General features: G+C 72.6%; 13 protein-coding genes. 4 read left to right on the forward strand and 9 right to left on the reverse strand.

Annotation, left to right across the window (positions count from 1 at the left end; translation table 11 throughout):
* Positions 1–6: 6 nt before the first annotated feature.
* Both ACFYV5_RS34395 and ACFYV5_RS34400 read left to right on the forward strand, forming a co-directional pair.
* Positions 7–933, forward strand: coding sequence for a universal stress protein (locus ACFYV5_RS34395; protein WP_389175376.1), 927 nt, complete (start codon positions 7–9; stop codon positions 931–933).
* A 182-nt stretch (positions 934–1115) separates the two neighbouring features.
* Entirely contained in the window at positions 1116–2135 is a 1020-nt protein-coding gene (locus ACFYV5_RS34400) for a LacI family DNA-binding transcriptional regulator (protein ID WP_389175379.1), read from the forward strand.
* Here the strand turns inward: ACFYV5_RS34400 and ACFYV5_RS34405 are convergent.
* The 7 genes from ACFYV5_RS34405 to ACFYV5_RS34435 all read right to left on the reverse strand — a co-directional run bounded on the left by ACFYV5_RS34405 (position 2122) and on the right by ACFYV5_RS34435 (position 13445).
* Complete coding sequence (locus tag ACFYV5_RS34405) at positions 2122–2856, reverse strand: hypothetical protein (protein WP_389175382.1); 735 nt, start codon at positions 2854–2856, stop codon at positions 2122–2124. The two genes, ACFYV5_RS34400 and ACFYV5_RS34405, sit on opposite strands and share 14 nt — an antisense overlap.
* A 28-nt stretch (positions 2857–2884) precedes the next feature.
* The gene (locus ACFYV5_RS34410; RefSeq protein ID WP_389175385.1) at positions 2885–5431 is read right to left on the reverse strand and encodes a glycoside hydrolase N-terminal domain-containing protein; all 2547 of its coding nucleotides are present in this window, start codon (positions 5429–5431) and stop codon (positions 2885–2887) included.
* Entirely contained in the window at positions 5428–7431 is a 2004-nt protein-coding gene (locus ACFYV5_RS34415) for a beta-galactosidase (protein ID WP_389175388.1), read from the reverse strand. The genes ACFYV5_RS34410 and ACFYV5_RS34415 overlap by 4 nt, the downstream gene beginning before the upstream one ends.
* On the reverse strand, positions 7431–9713 hold the full coding sequence (locus ACFYV5_RS34420) for a 1,4-beta-glucanase (RefSeq protein ID WP_389175390.1): 2283 nt from the start codon (positions 9711–9713) through the stop codon (positions 7431–7433). Before ACFYV5_RS34420 ends, ACFYV5_RS34415 begins: the two co-directional genes overlap by 1 nt.
* A 62-nt stretch (positions 9714–9775) precedes the next feature.
* Positions 9776–10699, reverse strand: coding sequence for a carbohydrate ABC transporter permease (locus tag ACFYV5_RS34425; RefSeq protein ID WP_355114041.1), 924 nt, complete (start codon positions 10697–10699; stop codon positions 9776–9778).
* The gene (locus ACFYV5_RS34430) at positions 10696–11730 is read right to left on the reverse strand and encodes an ABC transporter permease (RefSeq protein WP_389175454.1); all 1035 of its coding nucleotides are present in this window, start codon (positions 11728–11730) and stop codon (positions 10696–10698) included. The genes ACFYV5_RS34425 and ACFYV5_RS34430 overlap by 4 nt, the downstream gene beginning before the upstream one ends.
* Complete coding sequence (locus tag ACFYV5_RS34435; RefSeq protein ID WP_389175394.1) at positions 11727–13445, reverse strand: Tat pathway signal sequence domain protein; 1719 nt, start codon at positions 13443–13445, stop codon at positions 11727–11729. Before ACFYV5_RS34435 ends, ACFYV5_RS34430 begins: the two co-directional genes overlap by 4 nt.
* A gap of 333 nt (positions 13446–13778) precedes the next feature.
* On the opposite strand from ACFYV5_RS34435, the gene ACFYV5_RS34440 reads away from it, so the two are divergent.
* Positions 13779–16634: a glycoside hydrolase family 3 C-terminal domain-containing protein gene (locus tag ACFYV5_RS34440; protein WP_389175397.1), complete on the forward strand. Its 2856-nt coding sequence runs from the start codon at positions 13779–13781 to the stop codon at positions 16632–16634.
* A 208-nt stretch (positions 16635–16842) separates the two neighbouring features.
* Here ACFYV5_RS34440 and yicI read toward each other — a convergent pair whose 3' ends face one another.
* Entirely contained in the window at positions 16843–19104 is a 2262-nt protein-coding gene (yicI, locus tag ACFYV5_RS34445) for an alpha-xylosidase (RefSeq protein WP_389175400.1), read from the reverse strand.
* A 34-nt stretch (positions 19105–19138) separates the two neighbouring features.
* Positions 19139–20596, reverse strand: a complete 1458-nt coding sequence (gene xylB / locus ACFYV5_RS34450; RefSeq protein WP_389175457.1) for a xylulokinase — start codon at positions 20594–20596, stop codon at positions 19139–19141.
* Between the two features lie 337 nt (positions 20597–20933).
* Here xylB and xylA point away from each other — a divergent pair, with 337 nt between their 5' ends.
* Complete coding sequence (gene xylA, locus ACFYV5_RS34455) at positions 20934–22103, forward strand: xylose isomerase (RefSeq protein ID WP_389175403.1); 1170 nt, start codon at positions 20934–20936, stop codon at positions 22101–22103.
* Positions 22104–22265 lie beyond the last annotated feature (162 nt).

Below are 22265 nucleotides of genomic sequence, written 5' to 3' on the forward strand. Positions count from 1 at the left end.
CCCGATATGAGCGCAAAGTCGGTTGTCGTCGGCGTGGACGGTTCCGAGCACAGTCACCGAGCCCTGGAGTGGGCACTGAACACCGCCCGGGGGCTCGACGCTCCGCTCGTGGTGGCGCATGTGCGCTCCGAGGCGCTCCAGCTCGGGGCCGCGCGCATCGCCTCGCTCGGCGAACCCGCCGAGATCCCCGACAGCGTCCTCGACGGCGTCCGCGCGTGGATCGAGGAGCAGGGCGGGAACGTGCCCGTGCGGTACGCGTCGCTCGACGGCTCCGTGCCGGACGCCCTGCTCGCCGAGGCCCGGACGGCGCGGCTCCTGGTGACCGGCTCCCGGGGACGCGGCGGCTTCACGAGCCTCCTGCTCGGCTCCACCAGCCGGGCCCTCGCCTCGTCCGCGCCCTGCCCGGTCGTCGTCGTACCGCACGAGGCGCGGGACGTGTCGCTGGAGAGCGGCGCGACGGCGGGCCGGATCCTGCTGGGGCTGCACCCGGAGGAGACCGCCGACGAGGTTCTGGACTTCGCCTTCCACGCCGCCCGGCAGCGGAACGTGGCCGTCGAGGCGGTGACGGCCTACCGGCTGCCGCCCTCCCCCGTCATCCTGGCCGGCCCGCCCGCCCCCGCGCTCCAGATTCCGCCGCCGCTCCCCATGGACGAGACGCCTGAGCTCGTCACGGAGACCACACGGCGCCAGGAGGAGCGGCTGCGGCCCTTCACCGAGCGATTCCCGGACGTCGAGGTCGTCCCCGCCGTGGTCCCCTCGGACGCGGCGGGCCGGCTCGTCGAGGGCTCGCAAAGCGCCGGTCTCGTGGTCGTGGGCCGCCACCGCAGGCACCGGATGGAGTCACTGCTCATGGGGTCGGTCGCCCACGCCGTCCTGCATCACGCCCACTGCCCGGTCGCGGTCGTCCCGCCCGCCCCTCCCGCGTCGGCCTGAGGCGTGGACGGGAGGAGCGCCCCGGAAAGTCCCCTGGCATCGGCACCTTCTCCATCGAAGCGCTTCGATTGTGTGTCCAGAAGCCTGGACACCTGCCAGGGCCCGAGATACCGTCTCCCTGTTCAGAGCCTCACAAGCTGAGTTCATCGCTGTCGAAGCGCTTCACACGATCGGGAGTGGGGATGGTCACCCTTGCCGAGGTCGCCCGGCACGCCGGAGTGTCGGCCAGCACGGTGAGCTACGTCCTCAGCGGCAAGCGGTCCATCTCCGCCGTCACCCGGCAGCGCGTCCGCGACAGCATCGAGCACCTCGGATACCACCCGCACGCCGGCGCCCGCGCCCTGGCCAGCAACCGGTCCCGGATCATCGCGCTGATGGTGCCGCTGCGCACCGACATGTACGTACCGGTGATGATGGAGATCGCCATCGCCATCGCCACCACCGCCCGCGAACACGGCTACGACATCCTCCTCCTGACGGGCGAGGAGGGACCCGCCGCCGTCCGGCGTGTCACCGGCAGCGGCCTCGCCGAGGCCATGATCCTGATGGACATCCAACTCGAGGACGAGCGGCTTCCGTTGCTCCGCGAAGGCGGCCAGCCCGCGGTCCTCGTCGGACTGCCGGCCGATTCCTCGGGGCTCACCTGCGTCGACCTGGACTTCGCCGCGACCGGTGCCCTGTGCGCCGAACACCTGGCGGCGCTCGGGCACCGGGACCTCGCCGTCATCGGCGAGGCGCCCGGCGTCTACGAGCGCCACACCGGCTTCGCCGAGCGCACCCTCGAAGGACTGCGCGAGCGCGCGGCGCGACTGGGGCTGCGCGTGCTGCACCGGCCGTGCGAGGGGGGCTACGCCTCCCTCGCGGGGACGCTCGGCCGGATCTTCGACGAGCGGCCCGGCACCACCGGGTTCGTCGTCCAGAACGAGGCGGCGGTGGAGCCGCTGCTCGCCCTGCTGCGGCAGGGCGGACGGGCCGTTCCGGAGGATGTCTCGGTGGTCGCGGTCTGTCCCGAACAGGTCGCCGTCCAGGCCTCCGTGCGGCTCACGTCCGTCGCGGTCCCGGCGCAGGAGCTCGGGCGGCAGGCGGTGGAGCTCCTCGTGGCCAAGCTGCAGGGCCGGCCGGACGAGGGGGTCGTGCTCCTGCCGCCCGAGCTGACCGTGCGGGACAGCTCGGGGCCCGCTCCGGCGGTCAGCCGGAGCTGACGGTCAGACTGTTGGTGACGAAGTCCTTGCCGCCGGACGACGAGGTGATCTCGAATCCGAACTGCACGTCACCGATGGTCTCGTCCCCCATCCACTTCTTCGTGTCCTTGATCCACTTCAGGATCGGCAGGATGTTCACGGTGCCGGCGGTCGAGTCGGAGGTCCGCAGGAACGAGAACACGTCGTGGTACGTGCCGTCGGCGTTGTGGACCTTCCCCTTGTAGACGCTCCAGGTGTGGCCGCCCAGGGTGGCCGTGCCCTGGTGGTCGCCGAGCGCCCCGACGGGGCCGGTCGCGTTGACCCAGAGCATGATCTCGTAGTCGTAGTCGGTGTCCCAGATGTCGTACGAGCTGTTGTACGCCCCCGAGGACGGCACCGTGACGTTGTAGCTGCTGGTCAGCGTGGTCATCGCGCTGATCTTCCGGTTCACCACCTTCTTGGCGTTGGGGTACGACTTGATGCCGCCGGTGTCCGGGTGATCGGCCCAGACGCCCCAGTTCGTACCGGAGTTGGCCCACACGCACTGGCTGCCCGCGCCCGAGCCCCAGATGTTGTTGTAGAGCGTGTATCCGCCGAGGGTGGTGTTGCCCCATCGGTCGCAGCTGTTCCAGACGGCCGCCTGGGCGGGGTCGGCGGCGAGGCCCAGCGTGGCGCCGAGGGCGAGAACGGGTGCCAGCAGCGCGGTGCGGAGCCGGGCGGCCGTGGTCGTGCGTGGTGCCATGGTCGGTCCTTCCGTGGGGGGTGGGGGGCTACCGCGTCTCGGGGGTGAGGACGCGGTCGACGCCGGCGCACAGGTCGAGCGGATGCGCGCCGGCGGGGCTTCGGAGGTCGATCCGGTGGCTGCGGGTGGGGCGGACGACCGCGGTGTACGTCCCCGGCCCCCAGGTCAGGTCGACACGGGCACCGAAACGGGTCCGGATGCCGGTGATCCGGCCGCTCGGGTACGCGGCGGGGGGCGCGGGCAGCAGGACGAGGCGGTCGGGCGTCGACTGCACCACCATCTCGACGAGCAGGGCGGGCAGGGCGTGCGCGGCGTCGGCGTTGTAGACGTCACGGCCCGGGTAGTGGGAGCTCATCAGGGAGTCGTGGAAGTAGTCGCCCGCCAGGACCCGGTGCAGAGCGGCTTCCGCGCGGGAGCCGTCCCGGAGGCGGGCCGCGACCAGGGCCTGGTGCAGGTGCCCGTGGGCGGAGTCGTTCTCGGCGCCGCGCAGGGCGAGCGCCCGGTGGGCGGCCCGTGCCGGCTCCGGGGTGTCGTAGGGGTTGATCTCGTCGAGCGGCCACACGGCGTAGAGGTGGCTGAGGTGGCGGTGGTCGTAGGTGTCGTCGAGGCCGGGCCAGGCCCATTCGGCGAGCGCACCGTCGTCGTTGATCCGGTACGGGGGCAGGCGGTCGGCGAGCGCGCGGCGGCGGTCCGCGGCGGGGCCGGGGTGGTACGCGGCGGCGGTCAGCAGCGCGTGCCGGGCGGCGGTGAGGTCCATGGTCGCGTTGATGGCGCCCCAGCTCGCGCGGGCGGGGCGGTTCTCGGGCGAGTAGGAGGGCACCACGACGACGCTCCCGTCGGGACCGGTGCGGGTGAGGAAGTCCTCGTAGAAGTCGGCGACTTCGGCGAGCGCGGCGGCGAGGCGGGGGTCGCGGGTCCCTCGGGACTCGTCGTGGTCGACGAGCGGCTTCAGGAGCCAGTCGGCTCCCGCCGTCCAGAGGTGGAGGGGGTACTCGCGGCTGAAGTGGTAGGTGTGGCCGCTGACTCCGTCGGTGTGGGAGGGGGCGACGATGCCCCGGGTGCCGAAGATGCTGCGGGCGTTGTCCCGCCAGTCGGCCAACTGCCCCATGATCAGCCGGGCATGCGCCTCCGTGACCTCGGGGAGGTCGGCGGCGACGGCGGAGGCGGTCTGGAGGTTGAGGTTGGCGTTGGTGGTGAAGGCACCGGACCAGGCGGTGTTCCAGTCGCCGGTCCACAGTCCGGTGAGCCGGGGCGGCAGCATGCCGGAGGCGGACAGCAGGTGGTAACGGCCGGCGGCGAAGAGCCGCTCCAGAAGGGCGGGGCTCCGGGTGCGGCGCAGGAGGGCGGTGCCGGGGAGCGCGCGCTCGGCCGGATCGGCAGCGAGATCGAGGGTGACGCGCGCGTAGGCGGGGCGGTGCAGGGCCGTGTGACGGTCGAGCAGACGGGCGTACACGGCGGCGAGGTCCCGGTCGGTGGCGGCGGAGTGCCGGCCGGTCGCGGCTGGGCGCTCGCCCGCGGCGGCGAGGTCCCCGTCGGTGGCGGCCGGACCCCGGTCGGGCGCGACCGGGTGCTCGCCCGTGGCGGCGAGGTCCCCGCCGGTGGTCGCCAGGTCCCGGACAGTGGGGGCCGGGGCCCAGCCCGGAGCGGCGAGGTCCCCGCCGGTGGCCGTCGCGCCCCGACCCGTCGCCGCGAGGCCGCCGTCGGCGGAGACGAGGGGCGTTCCGGTGGTCGCGAGGTCCCGGCCGGTGGGGGCGGGGTCCCGGCCCGGGGGCTTGGGGGTCTCGACGGCGCGGAGGAGGGCGCGCAGTTCCTCGGCCTCGGCGACGGCGTCCAGCTCGCCCTCGTGCCGGCGTACCCGGGTCAGGACGAGCAGCGCGCGAGCGCCCACGAACCGTACGCCCGCCGGGGTGATCACCGTGCGGCCGCCGCCCGTGACCGCCAAGGTCACGCCCGTGCAGGCGAGACGGCTGCCGGGGTAGCCCATCCGGAGCGTGAGCAGGACGCCGTCCGGGGTGAGGGCGACACTCCGGCCGACGGTCAGGTCCGGCGGGACGCCCGGGAGCCGGTGGTCGAGGTGGAGTTCGACCGTGGGACCGGGAGCGGTCACGTACTGCAGGACCACGTCGTCCGCGCGCGAGACGACGACCTCGCTCCGCCGCGGGCCGCGCACGGAGGTCACCACTCCCGTGGTGTAGTCGACGGCCCTGCGGTACCCCCGCGCCGTGCCGCCGCCCTCACGGCGCAGCCGGACCTGGAAGGCGGGGTGGAAGGGGCGGACCCAGCGCAGGGGCCGGCCGTCGGTGAACCGCTCGGCGGCGGTGACGTCCCCGGCGAGCAACCGGTCCTGAAGACCGGGGAGTTCGTCGGCGAGGCGTGGGGGGCGGGTGTCCTCCTCGGCGTTGTTGGGCCGGACGAGCGCGTGGTGCGTGACGATCACCCGGTCGTCGTCCGGGTCTCCGAGGACCATGGCCCCGTGCCGGCCGTTGCCGCTGAGGAACGCGTCCTCCCAACGGGCCGCGGGCGCCGCCTCCCAGGTGCCGTGGACCGGGCCGGGCTCCCCCGCCGTGACCGTCACGCCGGTTCCTCGAGGATCGCGACGCCGTACCGGGCGAGGTGCAGCGTGCCGTCGACGTCCGCGCCGGTGAGCAGGTCCCGGTGGTGGCCGGGGATCTTGACCGTGACCTCGTCGCGGTGGTGGTTCAGGACGAAGAGCAGCTCGCCGCGGCGGATGGCCTCGACCCCGTCCGGGAGGCCGTCGAGGACGGGCCGCACCCCGGCGTCCTGGGCGATCCGGGCGAGGAGGGCGCGCAGCGCGCCGGGCTCGGGCAGGGTGGAGACGTACCAGGCACGGCCGTTGCGGAGCACGGCGGGCAGTCCGTCGAGCTCCCCGCCCCGGTAGGCGGCGACGGCCTCCGCGCCCGGCGCCGGCGCCAGCTCCTCGGACCACAGGGTGCCGTGGAAGTCCCCGCAGTCGGCCCGCTCACCGGCGTCCAGCGGCCACCACTCGTGCAGGACGTCGATCCCGAGGAGTTCGCGCAGGCGGGGGTCCATGCCGCCGGGACGTACGCGGTCGTCCTCGTCGGCGACGCCGGTGAGGAAGCCGCAGACGAGGGTGCCGCCGCCGCGTACGTAGGCGAGCAGGTTCTCGATCCCGGTGTCGTCCAGGAGATAGAGGCGCGGGACGACGACGAGGCGGTAGGCGGACAGGTCGTGCGCGGGGTGGGCGAAGGCGGCGGTGGTGTGCGACTCCCACAGGGCGCGGTGCCAGGCCCGGACGATCTCGGGGTGGTCGACGAGGTCGGAGAGCCGGCCGTCCTGGTCGCCGGCCCACCAGGAGTTCCAGTCGTGCAGGACGGCGACGTCCGCCCGGACGCGCTGCCCGGTCACCTGCTCGCCGACGAGGGCCAGTTCGCGGCCGATCTCCTTGACCTCCCGGAAGACGCGGCCCTTCTCCCCGGCGTGGCCGAGCATGCCGGAGTGGAACTTCTCGGCGCCCTGACGGGACTGCCGCCACTGGAAGTAGCAGAGGGCGTCGGCTCCATGGGCGACGGACTGGAGGGACCAGAGGCGGTTGAGACCGTACGGTTTGGGGTGGTTGACACCGCGCCAGTTGACCGGCCCCGCCGCCTGCTCCATCACCATCCACGGTCCGCCGCCCGCCTGGGAGCGGGTCATGTCGCCGATCATGGCGTTGTACTGGCCGCCGTACGGGTCCTTGGGGTCCGGGTAGATGTCGACGGAGACGAGGTCCTCCTCGCGTGCCCAGGTCCAGGCGTCCTGGCCGGTCCAGAACGGCATGAAGTTGGTGGTGACGGGGATGTGCGGGGTGTGGCGGCGCACGATGTCCCGCTCGGCGCGGTAGCACTCCAGGAGCATGTCGGAGGTGTAGCGCCGGAAGTCGAGCACATGGGCGGGGTTCTTCATGTAGTGGGCGTGCCGGGGCGGCAGGATCTCGTCCCAGCTGTCGTAGCCCTGACTCCAGAAGGCGGTCCCCCAGGCCGTGTTGAGCGCGTCGAGGGTGCCGTACCTCTCCTGGAGCCAGCCGCGGAAGGTACGGGCCGCCTCATCGCCCCAGTCGAAGGTGCAGTACTCGTTGTTGATGTGCCACATCGTCAGGGCGGGGTGGCCGCCGTAGCGGGCGGCGAGGTCCTCGGTGACGGCGGCGGCGTAGCGCCGGTAGGCCGGGCTGGAGTGGGAGAAGTGCTGCCGGGATCCCCACCACTCGGTCCGGCCGTCCGCGTCGCGGGGCAGGGTCTCGGGGTGGAGGCGTCCCATCCAGGGCGGGGGCGAGGAGGTGGGGGTGGCGAGCACGACCCCGATGCCGTGGGCGTGCAGGAGGTCCATGAGCCGGTCGAGCCAGCCGAACTCACGGGCGCCGGGGCGCGGTTCGATCCTGGCCCAGGAGAACACGCCGAGGGTGACCGAGTTGACGCCGGCCTCCTTCATCAGGCGGACGTCCTCCGGCCAGGTCTCCTCCGGCCACTGCTCGGGGTTGTAGTCGCCGCCGAAGAGGATGCGGGCCGGGCGGTCCGGCCGTCCGTCGTGGGGGCGGGTCAGGTCGTCGAGGCCGGGCATCAGGCGATGTCCCCGTACTGGACGCCCCGGCCGTTCGTGCCGAGGTAGACGCGGCCGTAGAGGCGCGGATCGCCGGTGATCACCTCGCCCGTCCAGCCCCATTGGTGGGCGTCGTCGTTGATACGGGTCCAGCTCGCGCCCTCGTCGTCGGAGCGGTACACGCCGACGACGTCGGCGGTGGCACCGGTCTGGTAGATCGCCGGGTAGCCGCCCGGCTCGGCCGCCCTGCCGAAGCCGAGGGCGTACGAGGCCCAGCAGCTGGTCACCTCGGTGAAGGTGCGGCCGGCGTCGGTGGAGCGGTACAGGCCGTTCCACTTGGCGGAGAGCCAGAGGTGGCCGCGGCGCCCGGGGGCCGCGGCGATCCGGAACTGGGTGTCGCCCGCGGGGAGTCCGGTCGCACCGACGGTGAACGAGACGCCACTGTCAGTGCTCACGTATACGTTTCCTGTGTCGGTGTCGTACGCGTAGAAGAGCGTCGGGTCGGCCGGGTCGGCGACCGGCGTGGCGCCCTTCGGGAAGGAGGAGACCTCGGTCCAGGTCGCACCGTTGTCGGTGGAGCGGTGCGTGGCGTGCCTGGTGCCGTCCCAGTGCACGAAGGACCAGAGCAGTGCCGTGGCGTCGGCGCCGAGGGCGATCGGTCCCGGTGCGTCCTTGGCGATGGGGGGCTGGGCGGAGAAGGGCGCCCAGGTCCGGCCCCCGTCGGTGGAGTACGCGCCGTTGCCGTGGTCGCCCCAGCCGGTGCGGACGACATGGTCCGGCCGCAGCGCGGCCTGCGCCAGTCCGGTCGCCGACCCGAACACCGGACGCGTGGCCATGCCGTCGGAGGGGGACGCCGTGAGGCTGTCGTGGTACATGACGCCGATGTCGCCGAGCCCGCTGATCAGATGCGCCGTCCCGACCGGCGGCGAGATCAGCTGGCGTACGGCGGACTCCTCCAGGCCGCGGACGCGCGGGGACCAGTGGGTGAGGTCCGGGGTCGCGTAGAGCGTCGCGCCCGTGCCGTAGAGCAGGTGCTTCGCGTCGAAGGGGTCCAGGGCGAGTGCCTGGATCCACCAGCCGAACTTGGGGTGCTCCTCGCCCCACTTCAGGAAGGGGGTCTCCGACACGTCGAAGACCGCGGTGTCCTTGAGAGAGGTCCAGTGCGCGCCGCCGTCGGTGGAGCGGAAGAGCGTGTCGACGTCCGCCCAGCGGTTGTTGGTGGAGACCACGACGGTGCCGGGGCGGCGGGCGTCGACGGCGACGCCGCCGTAGCCGAAGGTGTCGGCGCCGCCGTCGGCCGTCGTGCCGCCCGGGCGGACCGGGGTGACCTCGGTCCAGCGTCCGGTGACGGTGTGCAGCTTGTGGACCGATCCGGTGGTCTGGCCGTTGGGGCCGGGTGCGTCGGCGTAGGTGACGTACAGCTCGCGGGCGCAGGCGTCGTACGCGGCGCGGATCGGGACCTTGGCGGCGGGGCCGGTCGGCCGGCCGGGGACGGGCTCCCAGCCGGTGGCGGTCGAGCGCAGGAGGGTGGCGCCGCCGTCGCCCCAGCCTGCGTAGACGGTGCGGCCTGCGGCGACGAGGAAGGTGACGCCCTGGCCGGTCGCCGAGGGCTCGGCGGGGAAACCGGTCGCGGGGGCCCAGGTGGCGCCCCGGTCGGTGGACTTCAGCAGGCCGTCGTGGCGGGTGCCCAGCCACAGGGTGTCGCTGCCGCGCGGGTCGACGAGGAGGCGCTCGCCCGTGCCCCGGCCGTCCTCGTTGGCGCCGAGCTTGACGGTGAGGTCGGTGCGGGACCAGGTCGCGCCGCGGTCCTCGGAGCGCAGCACGGCGCCGTTGCCCGCCCATGGCTGGCTGTACGTGCCCAGGGCCAGGTACAGCCGGTCGGGGTGGGCGCGGTCGACGGCGATCGCCTCGACGCCGAGGAGATTCCAGTCGTCCCAGCCGAGGTGGTCGGTGAGCGGGACCCACCGGGCGGCGCGGGCGTCCCAGCGGTAGGCGCCGCCGATGTCGGTGCGGGCGTAGGCGAGGCCGCGTACGGCCGGGTGGAAGAGGACGCCGGTGATGAAGCCGGTGCCGCCGATGACCGCGGTGCGCCAGCGGTACGGGGTGCTCGCGGCGCCGGAGCCGGCGGCCGATTCGGCGTGGGCGGCGGCCTGGGCCGCGGGTCCCGCGGCGGCTGCGGCGTGCGCCGTGCCGGGGAACCCGGGGAGGGCGGTGACGGCGGTCGCGGCGGCGGCTCCGGCGAGGACGGTACGCCGGGAGACGGTGAGGGACGACGGCGTGGGCACGGGAAGGGACGACGGCATGGCGGACCTCGCGCTCGACGGGGAGGACGGTGGGGGGACGGCGCAGCGGCGCGGGGAGGGGCTCAGCCCTTGACCGCGCCGGTGAGCATGCCCTTCTTGAAGTGCTTCTGGACGAAGGGGGAGAAGACCGCGACGGGGACCAGGGCGAGGACCATGACGGCCATCTGGACGGCGACCCCGGACAGCGAGCCGGCCTTGACGGCCTGGCCGAGCCCCACCGGGATCTCCTGCTTCTGCACGAGCTGGATCAGGACGTTCTGGAGCGGCATCATCTTCTGGTCGCTGAGGTAGATGGAGGCGTTGAACCAGGCGCTCCAGTACCCGACGGCGTAGAAGAGGGTGATCACGGCGATCACGGCGCGGGAGAGCGGCATCACGATCTGCCAGAGGATCCGCAGGTCGCCGGCGCCGTCGATACGGGCGCTGTCGATGAGTTCGGGCGAGACCCCCATGAAGAAGCCGCGCAGGACCAGGATGTTGAAGACGCTGACCGCGCTGGGCAGGATCAGCGCGAGGTAGGTGTCCGTCAGGCCCAGGGTCTGCACCAGCAGATAGGTGGGGATCAGTCCGGCGCCGAAGAACATGGTGGCCATCAGCGTGAGCAGGATGGCGCGGTGGCCGAGCGAGCCCGGCCGGGAGAGCCCGTAGGCGCAGAGGATGGACACCGCCATGGAGAAGACGGTGCCGGTCACGGTCACACCGACGCTGACGAGCGCGGCGCGGGTGACCTGGCCCCCGCTGAGCAGCTCCTGGTAGGCGATGAAGGTGATGTCCTTGGGGACGATGACCAGTCCGCCGGCCTCCGTGATCGTCTTCTTGGAGGAGAGGCTGGTGACGATCACGATCCACAGCGGGAAGAGCACGGCGAGGCAGGCGAGTCCCAGGACCGCGCCCTTGGCCGTGAGGCCGGCGCGGGTGGGCGGTTCCTCCCAGACGGGCCGGGCGGGGGCGGCCCAGCGGCCGGGGCCCGTCGTCGTCACGGTCATTTCCGGTACACCCCCTGCTCGCCCATGAGATGGGCGGCCTTGTTCGCCGAGAGCACCAGTACGAGGCCGACGACTCCCTTGATCAGTCCGGCGGCGGCCGCGTAGCTGAAGTCCTGACTGCGCAGACCCGTCCACCACACGAAGGTGTCGAGGACCTCGGCCGCGCCGGGGCCCACCGCGTCACGTTGGAGCAGCAGTTGCTCGAAGCCGACCGTGAGCGCGTCGCCGACCCGCAGGACCAGGAGCAGCGCGATGATCGGGCGCAGCGCGGGCAGCGTGACGTGCCACATGCGGCGCCGGCGGTTCGCGCCGTCCATGGCGGCGGCCTCGTAGAGGTCCTGGTTGACGGCGGCGAGGGCCGCGAGGAAGACGATGATGCCCCAGCCCGCGTCCTTCCAGATGCCCTCCGCCGTGACGAGGTACTTGAAGATCGCCGGGTCGGTCATGAGGTCGAAGCCCTCGTGGCCGTGCTCCCGCAGCGTCTGCGCGATGATGCCGGCGCCGCCGAAGATCTGCTGGAAGACGGTGACGACCAGCACCCACGAGAAGAAGTGCGGCAGGTACAGCACCGCCTGGATCACCGCCCGGACCCGGGGCCTCAGCACGCTGTTGATGAGCAGGGCGAGGGCGATCGGCACGGGGAAGTACAGGACGAGCTGGAGGAGGAACAGGACGAAGGTGTTCTCCACCGCGTGCCAGAACGAGGGGTCGGAGAAGACCCGCTCGAACTGGGCGAGCCCGACCCAAGGGCTCTCCAGCATGGCGGTGACGCCGTTGGTGGAGACGTAGGGGTCGTAGTCCTGGAAGGCGATCACATTGCCGAGGATCGGTATGTAGTTGAAGACCAGGACCAGGACGAGCGCGGGCAGCGTCATCAGGAGCAGGGTCCGGTCCCGCTTGAGACGGCGGCCGAGCGGGACCTTCGCCGAGGCGCGAGGAGACCGGGGCGGGCGCCCCGGGACGCCCGACCCGGGGCGGTCGGGCTTCCGTCCGCGGTCCGGCCTGTGAGGGCTGAGCGTGGCCACGGTCAGCTCGCCGCGGACCCGTTGGAGTCGAGCAGCTTCTTGTACCAGTCGCGCAGCTGGTCGCCGCCCTTGCTCTTCCACTCCGACACGGCCTGCTGCATGTCGGAGAGCTTCTTGCGGCCGCGGACGATGTCCTTCTCCAGCTGCTCGAAGTCGTTCATCAGGCCGATCCACTGGGAGGGCTCGGTGACGGTCATGCCGTAGAAGGACGACTTGCTGGTGAAGGCGCCCATGCGCTGCTGCCACTCGACCATCGCCCGGGTGACCTCGGGGGTGTCGGGGTGGGCGATGTAGGGGGCGGGGTTGGCGACGAAGAGCCAGGAGCTGTTGACCTCGTTGTTGCCCTGGTCGGTCTTGACCGGGAGGCCGTTCTTGACGGTGTGGTCGACGCCCTCGACGCCGTAGTCGGTCAGCATCCGCTCCTTGGTGCCGTACGGGGCGGCGGTGAAGTCGGCGATGGCGAGGATGTCCTCGATGACCGTCTTGGAGCTGCCCTTCTTCACGAAGGCCCAGATGTTGGCCGGGTTCGTGGCCCAGAGCTTGGGGTTGCCGCCGGCGTGGCCGGGGATGTCCATGGCGGAGATGGCGAACTTCGGGTTCTGCGCCGCCTGTTCCGTGGTCTTGGCGTACCAGTGGGAGATGTCGTTGTTGTAGATCAGGACCTGTCCCGCGGTGAACCGGTTGCCGGCGTCGCCCTGGTTCTGCGCCTTGGCGTCCGGGTGGACGAGGCCCGCGTCGTAGAGCTTGCGGGTCCACTCCAGGGCTTCGAGGTACTCCTGCGTCTCGATGCGGTTGGTCATCTTGCCGTCGGCCATGTGCCAGCCGAGCGACTTCTCGCTGCCGGAGAGGACCCCGAACATGTTGAACGCGGTCCAGGTCATGTCGTCGCAGGCCCAGACCTTCGCCTTGGCGCTGGTCATCTCCTTGGCGAGGGCGAAGAACTCGTCCGCGCTCTTCGGGAGTTGCCATCCCTTGGCGTCGAAGACGTCCTTGCGGTAGAAGGGCGCGATGTTGGTGACGTACGAGGCCGGCATGGGCAGGCCGCGCAGCTTGCCGCCGAAGATGGAGCGCTGCCAGGCGTCGGTGGGGATCGCGGCGAGGTTGGGGTACGCCTTGATCCTGTCGCCGGAGAGGTAGGGGCCGAGGTCCTCGAACTTGGCGTTGATGGCGCTGGGGATCTTGCCGCCGAGGTTCCAGCCGGGGACGACGACGAGGTCCGGGATGTCGCTGGAGGCGAGGACGGCGCCCAGCTTCTGGTCGTAGACGTTGCCGTCCTGGTTCTGCCAGACGGTCTTGACGCCGATGGCCTCGTTCATGGCCGTGTAGTACGGGTTGTCGTTGGCCGGCGGGGTGCCCCAGAGCGGGGCCATGACGCGGATCGTGCTGCCCTTGCCGCGCTTGCCGGAGACCGAGGTGGCGAGCTGCTCCTTGGCGATGGGGCGGGTGAATCCGGCGGCCGAGCCGTTCTTCGGGGCGATGTCGGGGGTGACGACGTTGCGTGCGACGTACGCCGGGAGGATCTTCTGCGCGTCCTTCCCGGTGGTGGTGCCGTCCTTGTTCCCGCTCTCCCCGCCGCCGCAGGCCGCGAGGAGCGGCATCCCGCCGGCCACGGCGACCGCGGCGACGGCGGTGGAGCCGAGGAAGCCTCTCCGGCTCGGGGAGGAACTCCCGGAGATCCCTGAGGAGCTCGGGGAACCCGTGGTGACGGCGTTCGGCGTCATTGCGTCAACCCTTCGTGGCGCGCCAGGACATCCGGCGGAAACGAGCCGCCGGTCGGCTGCGGTGTGTGAGGTGGAGCGGGCGGGCACAGCGGCCCGCGGCGCTGTCGACACGCGCTGTCGAAGCGCTTCGATGTTGCTGCGAGGTTAAGTGAACGCCACCAGCCCGGCAAGAGCCGATTCCAATATTCCTCGGCGCCTCCCACCCGAACGCCCCTTCCGCTGCAGCTCGTACGAGGTGGTACGTCCGCACGCCTTGACACACCTTCTGCCGGAGCCGAGCATCGAAGCGCTTCGAAAACCACTCGCTCTCTCCTCTGCCCAAGGGATTCGTACGTGACCGCACAACGGCCGCCCTTCCGTGACCCCGCGATCCCCGTCGGCCGGCGCGTCGACGACCTTCTCGGCCGGCTCAGCCCCGACGAGCGGATCGCGATGCTGCACCAGTTCGCGCCCGCCGTGCCCCGGCTCGGCGTCGCGGCGTTCCGGACGGGCCAGGAGGCCCTGCACGGCGTCGCCTGGATGGGACCCGCCACCGTGTTCCCGCAGGCCGTCGGCCTCGGCGCCACCTGGAACCCCGACCTCGTGCGCCGGATCGGCGAGGCCGTGTCCCGCGAGGCCCGCGCGATGCGCGCCAAGGACGACCGGGTCGGGCTCAACGTCTGGGCCCCGACGGTCAACCTGCTGCGCAACCCGCTGTGGGGCCGTGGCGAGGAGGGCTACGCGGAGGACCCCGGTCTGACCTCCGCCCTGGCGACGGCGTACACCCGGGGACTGCGCGGCGACCACCCCACGTACTGGCGCACGGCCCCCGTCCTCAAGCACTGGCTCGCGCACAACAACGAGGCCGAGCGGGACACCTCCTCCGCCTCGGTCCGCCCGAGGGTGCTCCACGAGTACGACCTGCGGGCCTTCCGGGGCGCCGTGGAGGCGGGCGCGGTGGCCGGGGTCATGCCCGCGTACAACCTGGTCAACGGCCGCCCCAACCATCTCTCGCCGTATCTGCGCGAGCACTTGAGGACCTGGACGGACCGGGAGATCCTGGTCTGCTCGGACGCCGGCGCGCCCTCCAACCTCGTCGACTCCGAGAAGTACTTCGCCACGCACGAGGAGGCGACGGCCGCGGCGCTGCGCGCCGGCGTCGACTCCTTCACGGACCACGGCACCGACAGCTCCACGATCGTGGCCCGGCTGCATGGCGCGCTGGAGCGGGGGCTGATCGGACAGGAGGACATCGACCGGGCCGTCCGCCGCCAGCTGGCGGTGCGCTTCGCGCTCGGCGAGTTCGATCCGGAGCTCGACCCGTACGCGGACGAGAGGGCCTTCGACACGCCCGAGCATCGGGCGTTGGCCCAAGAAGCCGCCGAACAGGCCGTCGTCCTGCTCAAGAACGACCCGGTCGACGGCGGGGACGCGCTGCTGCCCTTGCGCCCCGGCGCCCGGGTCGCGGTCGTGGGGCTGCTCGCCGACGAGTGCAAACTCGACTGGTACAGCGGGACGCTGCTGCACCGCTCCACCCCGCTGGACGGGCTGCGCGAACGGTTCGGCGCCGACCACGTCGTCTTCGCGGAGGGCGTGGACCGGGTGCGGCTGCGGACCGCCTCCGGCGCCCGGCTGCGCGTCCCGGAGGGCGGGGCCCGGGACGCGGCGCGCGGCGCCGAGGGCGCCCTCGACCCGGCCCTGATCGCCGGGCGCACCGACCTGCCGCCGCTGACCACGGACGCCGAGGGCTCGGAGCTCGCGCTGATCGACTGGGGCGGCGGACTGCTCACCCTGCGCGCCCCGGACGGACGGTACCTGTCGGTCGCCGACGACCGGCGGGTACGGGCCTCGGCCGACCAGCCGGGGGGCTGGGTCGTCCAGGAGGCCTTCCGGTTCGAGACGCATGGGACGGGTCACCTCCTCGTGCACGTCGGGACCGGCGGATACGTCTCTGTCGCCGCCGACGGCGTGAAGGTTGCCGCCGACCGCGAATCCGCCGAGATCTTCACGGTCGAGTCCGTCGAACGGGGCGAGGACGCGGTGGCGCGGGCCGCCGCGGAGGCCGATGTGGTCCTCGTGGTGGCGGGCAACGATCCGCACCTGTGCGGCCGCGAGACCGAGGACCGCACGACGCTGGAGCTTCCCGCGCAGCAGGAGCGGCTGTGGCGGGCGGCCCACGCCGCCAACCCCCGTACCGCGCTGATCCTCGTCTCCGCCTACCCGTACGCCGTGCCGGAGGCCGCCGCCGCGCTGCCCGCACTGCTCTGGACGGCGCACGGCGGCCAGGCCGCGGGCACGGCGCTGGCCCGGGTGCTCGCCGGCGACGTCTCCCCCGCGGGCCGGCTGCCGCAGACCTGGTACGCGTCCGACGCGGACCTGCCCGGGATGCTGGACTACGACATCGTCGGCGGGCGGCAGACGTATCTGTACTTCGACGGCACGCCGCTGTTCCCGTTCGGGCACGGCCTGTCGTACACGTCGTTCGCGTACGGGGGACTGTCGGCCTCTGTCGACGGAGAGGTCGTACGGGTCGGCTGCACGGTCACCAACACCGGCGCCGTCGCCTCGGACGAGGTGGCCCAGGTGTACGTCCGGGCCGTCGCCCCGTCCGTGCCGCGCCCGCACGGCGAGCTGGTCGCGCACCGCCGGCTCCCCCTGGCACCGGGTGGCTCGGAGACGCTGTCGTTCGAGATCCCGCTCTCCGCGCTCGGCTTCTGGGACGTGGCGCACGGGCGGTGGACGGTGGAGCCGGGGCCGTACGAGATCCGGATCGGCGCGTCCAGCGCGGATGTGCGCGGGTCGGCCATGGTCGAGGTGGCGGGGGTACGGCCGGGGCCGCGCCCCGTCCTGGAGCACGGCCTCGCCGCCGTCGACTACGACGAGCAGACGGGCACGGAGATCGTCGACCTGACCACGGTGTCGGGCGACGCCGTGACCCCCGTCGACCCCGCGGGCGTGGGTGAACTCGTCTACAGGCGCTGCGACTTCGGTGACGGCGTGACCGAGGTGGCCGTGGAGGTCGCGGGGGCGGGCGGGGTCCGGTTCTCGCTGGACGGCCGCACGCCGCTCGCCGAGATCGACGTCCCGGAGACGGGCGGCCGGTACGTGTACGCCACCCTGGGCGCCGCCGTCCTCGCGCAGGGCGTGGCGGACCTGCACATCGAGCTGCGCGGGCGTCTTCGCCTCGCGCGGGTCGGCTTCGCCGGCTGAGGGTCCGGCCGAAGCCCGACCAGCGGGGCCCGGCACCGATGCCTTCCGGTGCCGGGCCCTGTCGTGTCCGGGGAGCGCAGGCAGGATCCGGCCGCCGGCCCGCGCCGTGGCCCGCGCGCGCCGCTCCTGCCTCCTCGGCCCTCGGCCCTGACAGTCCGAAGGCCCTGACCCGCCCCTCACGGGCGGGGCAGGGCCGGGTCGGTCGGCGTCAAGCGCCGTGGACCGTCACCTCGCCGCTGCCGTGGGCGGAACCGCCGCCCGCCACCCGGAGTGCGAAGGGGCGGTCCGTGTCGGTCGTCACCGCCCGTACGGTCTCGCCGGAGCGGGTCACATGGAACGTCGCCGCAGGGTCGCCGTGGAGGTTCGGGATCGTGAGCGTGCGGTCGGTCGTGCCCGGCGTCGCCAGCAGGGTGAGGCCGTCGAGCCAGTCGCCGTCCGGGCGCTCCTCGTCCGCGCCGAGCGGGAGGACGGTGCCGGGACGGACGTACAGCGGCAGGCTGTCGAAGCCATGCACCTCGCTGCGCCAGCACGGCCCGGTGACGGTCTCGCCGCTGAGGAGGTGCGTCCACTCCCCCGCCGGGAGGTAGACCTCCACCTCCCCGTCGGCGGTGAAGACCGGGGCGACGAGCAGGTCGGGACCGAGCATGTACTGCCGGTCCAGGGTCCGGCAGGTCGGGTCGTCGGGGAACTCGAGCAGCATGGGACGCATGGCGGGGACGCCCGTGCGGTGGGCCTCGACGGCGACTCCGTACAGGTACGGCATCAGCCGGTGCTTGAGCCGCGTGAAGCTCCGCGCCACGTCGACGGCCTCCTCGCCGAACTCCCACGGCACCCGGTAGGACTCGTTGCCGTGCAGCCGGCTGTGCGAGGAGAGCAGGCCGAAGGCGAGCCAGCGTGTGAAGACGTCGGGGTCGGGTGTGCCCTCGAAGCCGCCGATGTCGTGGCTCCAGAAGCCGAAGCCGCTCAGGGAGAGGGAGAGCCCGGCGCGCAGCGACTCGGCCATGGCTTCGAAGGACGCCCAGCAGTCGCCTCCCCAGTGGACCGGGAACTGCTGGCCGCCCGCGGTCGCGGAGCGGGCGAAGAGGACGGCCTCGCCGGCTCCGCGCTCCTTCTCCAGGAGTTCGAAGACGGCCTGGTTGTACAGGTGGGTGTAGTAGTTGTGCATCCGCTCGGGGTCGGAGCCGTCGTGCCAGACCACATCGGTGGGCACCCGCTCGCCGAAGTCCGTCTTGAAGCAGTCGACGCCCTGCGCGAGGAGCGGCTTCAGCCGGTCTTGGAACCAGGTGCGGGCGGCCGGGTTCGTGAAGTCGACCAGCGCCATGCCGGGCTGCCACAGGTCCCACTGCCAGACGTCGCCGTTCGGCCGTTTCACCAGATAGCCGCTCGCCATCCCCTCGGCGAAGAGCGTGGACTTCTGGGCGATGTACGGGTTGATCCACATGCTCACGCGCAGGCCCCGCTCCTTGAGGCGCGCGAGCATCCCGTCCGGGTCGGGGAAGGTCTCCGGATCCCACTGGAAGTCCGACCACTGGTAGCCGCGCATCCAGAAGCAGTCGAAGTGGAAGACGGAGAGCGGGATGCCGCGCTCGGCCATGCCGTCGACGAAGGAGGTGACGGTCGCCTCGTCGTAGGGCGTGGTGAAGGAGGTGGTGAGCCACAGCCCGAAGGACCAGGCCGGGGGGAGCGCCGGACGGCCGGTGAGGGCCGTGTAGCGGGTGAGGACGTCCTTGGGGGTGGGGCCGGCGACGACGTAGTACTCCAGCGTCTGGTCCTCGACGCTGAACTGCACCTGGCCGACGGACTCGGAGCCCACCTCGAAGGAGACCTTGCCCGGGTGGTCGACGAAGACGCCGTAGCCGCGCGAGGAGAGGTAGAACGGGACGTTCTTGTATGCCTGTTCGCTGCTGGTCCCGCCGTCGGCCTGCCACATGTCCACGACCTGGCCGTTCTTGACGAACGGGGTGAAGCGTTCGCCGAGTCCGTAGACGTTCTCACCGACGCCGAGGGCGAGTTGGGCCATCATGTGGTGGGCTCCGTCGCCGGTGGTGACGAAGGCGGTGCCCTTGCGGCCGGCCGAGGTCAGGGTGCGGCCGTCGGCGTCGAGGAAGTCCAGGGACCACGGCCCTGAGGTGTCCAGGCGCAGCGTGAGCGGGCCGGTGGTCAGCTCGGTGACCGTGCCCTCCCGGCGTACGGACGCGGTCCCCTGGCCGTCCCCCGGCAGGGCGAAGTCCGGACCGTGGTGGGCCTTTCCCGCGTGGTGGGTGAGGCGGACGCCGATCACGCCCTCCGCGGGCGAGAAGCACTCCACCGTGATGAGGGCGGAGTTGAGGGTGTCGCCGCGTGTCTCGACCCTCTTGACGGACGCGTACGCCGTGAAGTGGTCGGCGCTCAGGTGCAGGTCGCGTACTTCGGTGGCGTACGAGGCGTGAACGCCTTCGCGCATCAGCCAGAAGCCGTCGGTGAACTTCATCGTGGTCCTCGGAAGGGGTGCGAAGGTGTACGGGTCAGGTGAGGAGGCTCGGGGCGGCCCGGCCCAGGACGCCGGCGATCCGGTCCCAGGTCTCCTCGTCCCGGTCGACCGCCGGGAGTGTCTCGCCGTTCCCGGTGCCCCAGGCGGTGGCGAGGGCGACCGGGTCCTCGCCGGTCACGGCGGCCGCGGCGAGGGCCGCGGCGCCGAGCGCGACCAGCTCGGTGGCGGCCGGGACGACCAGGGGGCGTCCGGAGAGCCGGCGGACGGTGTCCGTCCAGGCGCGGCCCTGGGCGCCGCCGCCGACGAGGCGCAGGGGCCGGTCCCGTACCGCCGGGTCGGCGAGGTCGAGGCCGCAGGCGGCCAGCAGTTCGTCGAGGGCGCGCAGGATCGTGAAGGCGGCGCCCTCGTAGGCCGCGCCGAGGATCGCGCGTGGGGTGGTGGTGTGGCGCAGTCCGGTGACGAGGCCGGCGGCGTGCGGCAGGTCGGGGGTGCGTTCGCCGTCGAGGTACGGCAGCACGACCACGCCGTCGCCCGGTGCGGTGTCCTCGCGGTCGAGGCCGAGGAGGGTGGCGAAGCGGTCGACGGCGAGGGTGCAGTTCAGGGTGCAGCCGAGGGGGAGGTTCGTGCCGTCGGCGGCGGCGAAGCCGGCGAGACCGGCGGCGTCGGGGCGGGTCCGGGTGGCGGCGAACACGGTGCCGGAGGTGCCGAGGCTCACGACCGGGTGGTCGAGGAGGCCCGCGCCACCGAGGCCGAGGCCGACGGCGGCCGCCATGTTGTCCCCCGTGCCCGCCGCGACGGCGACGGTATCCGGGAGGCCGAGCGCGCGGGCGGCGGCGGGGGCGAGCGTGCCGACGCGCGTGCCGCCGGTCGGGGCGACGGAGGGCAGGACGCCCAGGTCCAGGGCGAGGAGCCGGAGGATCTCGGGGTCGTAGGCGGCCATCGCCGGGTCGTACCAGCAGGTGCCGGAGGCGTCGCCGGGGTCGGTCACGGCGACTCCGGACAGGCGCTCGGTGAGGAAGTCGTGAGGCAGCCGGACGCCGGCCGTGGCGGCGGCGGTCTCCGGCTCGTGTTCCCGCAGCCACTGCCACTTGGCGGCGGTCATGGACGCGACCGGTACGGAACCGGTCCTGCTGAGCCAGGAACCGGGGCCGCCGAGCGCGGCGGTGAGGGCGGTGGCCTGCGGCGCGGAGCGGGTGTCGTTCCAGAGCAGGGCGGGGCGCAGCGGGCGGCCGGCGGCGTCGAGGACGACCAGCCCGTGCTGCTGGCCGGCGACCGCGATGCCGGTGACGGCGGAGGGCGGAACGGCCGCCTGGGCCAGGCCGGCGGCGACCGCCTCGCACAGGGCGCTCCACCAGGCCTCCGGGTCGCTCTCCCTGGCTCCGTCCGTTCCCGTGACGGTGTGCGGGGCACGGCCGACAGCGAGGAGGGCGCCGGTGGCCGCGTGGACGACGGCCGCCTTGGTGGACTGTGTGGAGCTGTCCACACCGATCACGACCGCGTCCGCCGGGCGGGCCGGGGCCTCAGGTCGCGGCCGGTCGGCCGGCTGGGCCGCTTCCACCGGCCGCGTCCATCGCGCCGGTTGAGCAGGTGCCGCCGGTTGGACCGGTTGAGCCGGTTGAGCCGGTTGCGTCGCCGCCATGGGCCTCACCTTTCCTCGGGTCTCTTCGTATCGGCCGACGCCGGTCCGGCTCGGACTCTGGCGCGGAGTCTGGCGTGGTGTCGCACGGTGCCGTATTAGTTATCGCAGAAAACAAATACGCCGACCAGACCTGGCCGCGTGTCGATTCCCCTGCAGGCTCTCGCCGCCATCACCAAAAGAGGGACAGACCATGTCGGAACGCTTCACCCCCGCCCCCGAGGACCGCTTCACCTTCGGCCTGTGGACCGTCGGCTGGCAGGGCCGCGACCCCTTCGGCGACGCCACCCGTCCGGCGCTCGATCCGGTCGAGTCGGTCGAGCGGCTCGCCGGACTCGGGGCGTACGGCGTGACCTTCCACGACGACGACCTCATCCCCTTCGGAGCCTCGGACAGTGAGCGGGAGGCCGCGATCAAGCGCTTTCGGGGCGCCCTGGAACGCACCGGCCTGAAGGTGCCGATGGCCACCACGAACCTCTTCACCCACCCCGTCTTCAAGGACGGCGGCTTCACCGCCAACGACCGCGACGTGCGCCGCTACGCGCTGCGCAAGACGATCCGCAACATCGACCTCGCCGTCGAGCTCGGCGCCACCACCTATGTGGCCTGGGGCGGCCGGGAAGGCGCCGAGTCGGGCGCGGCCAAGGACGTCGGCGTCGCCCTGGACCGGATGAAGGAGGCCTTCGACCTGCTCGGCCAGTACGTCACCGAGCAGGGCTACGACCTGCGTTTCGCCATCGAGCCGAAGCCGAACGAGCCGCGCGGCGACATCCTGCTGCCGACCATCGGTCACGCGCTCGCGTTCATCGAGCGTCTGGAGCGGCCCGAGCTCGTGGGTGTGAACCCGGAGACGGGCCACGAGCAGATGGCCGGGCTCAACTTCCCCCACGGTATCGCCCAGGCACTGTGGGCGGGCAAGCTGTTCCACATCGACCTCAACGGCCAGTCCGGCATCAAGTACGACCAGGACTTCCGCTTCGGCGCGGGCGATCTGCGCCAGGCGTTCTGGCTGGTGGACCTGTTGGAGACAGCCGGCTACGAGGGCCCCCGGCACTTCGACTTCAAGCCGGTGCGGACGGACGGCTTCGACGGGGTGTGGGAGTCCGCGAAGAACTGCATGCGCAACTACCTGATCCTCAAGGAGCGCGCCGCCGCGTTCCGCGCGGATCCCGAGGTCGGGGCGGCCCTGGCCGCCTCCCGGCTCGACGAGCTCGCCACCCCGACGGCCCCCGACGGGCTCGCCGGCCTGCTCGCGGACCGCGCCGCGTTCGAGGAGTTCGACGTGACCGCGGCGGCCGAGCGGTCCATGGCCTTCGAGCGGCTGGACCAGCTGGCGCTCGAACACCTGCTGGCGGTCCGCTGACCAGCGCTTCCCAGCGACGCCGGCGGGCGTCCGTCCCGGGCCGCGACGGCCTGGTACGGGCGCCCGCCGCCATGCCGGGACCACATCCCGCAGCAAGCGCTTTCTAAGAATCCTGCGCGAAGCATTGACGAAACATGAACGCCCCCCTAGCTTCAACCGCGT

Source organism: Streptomyces sp. NPDC003035, from assembly GCF_042888285.1.
Lineage (GTDB): Bacteria > Actinomycetota > Actinomycetes > Streptomycetales > Streptomycetaceae > Streptomyces.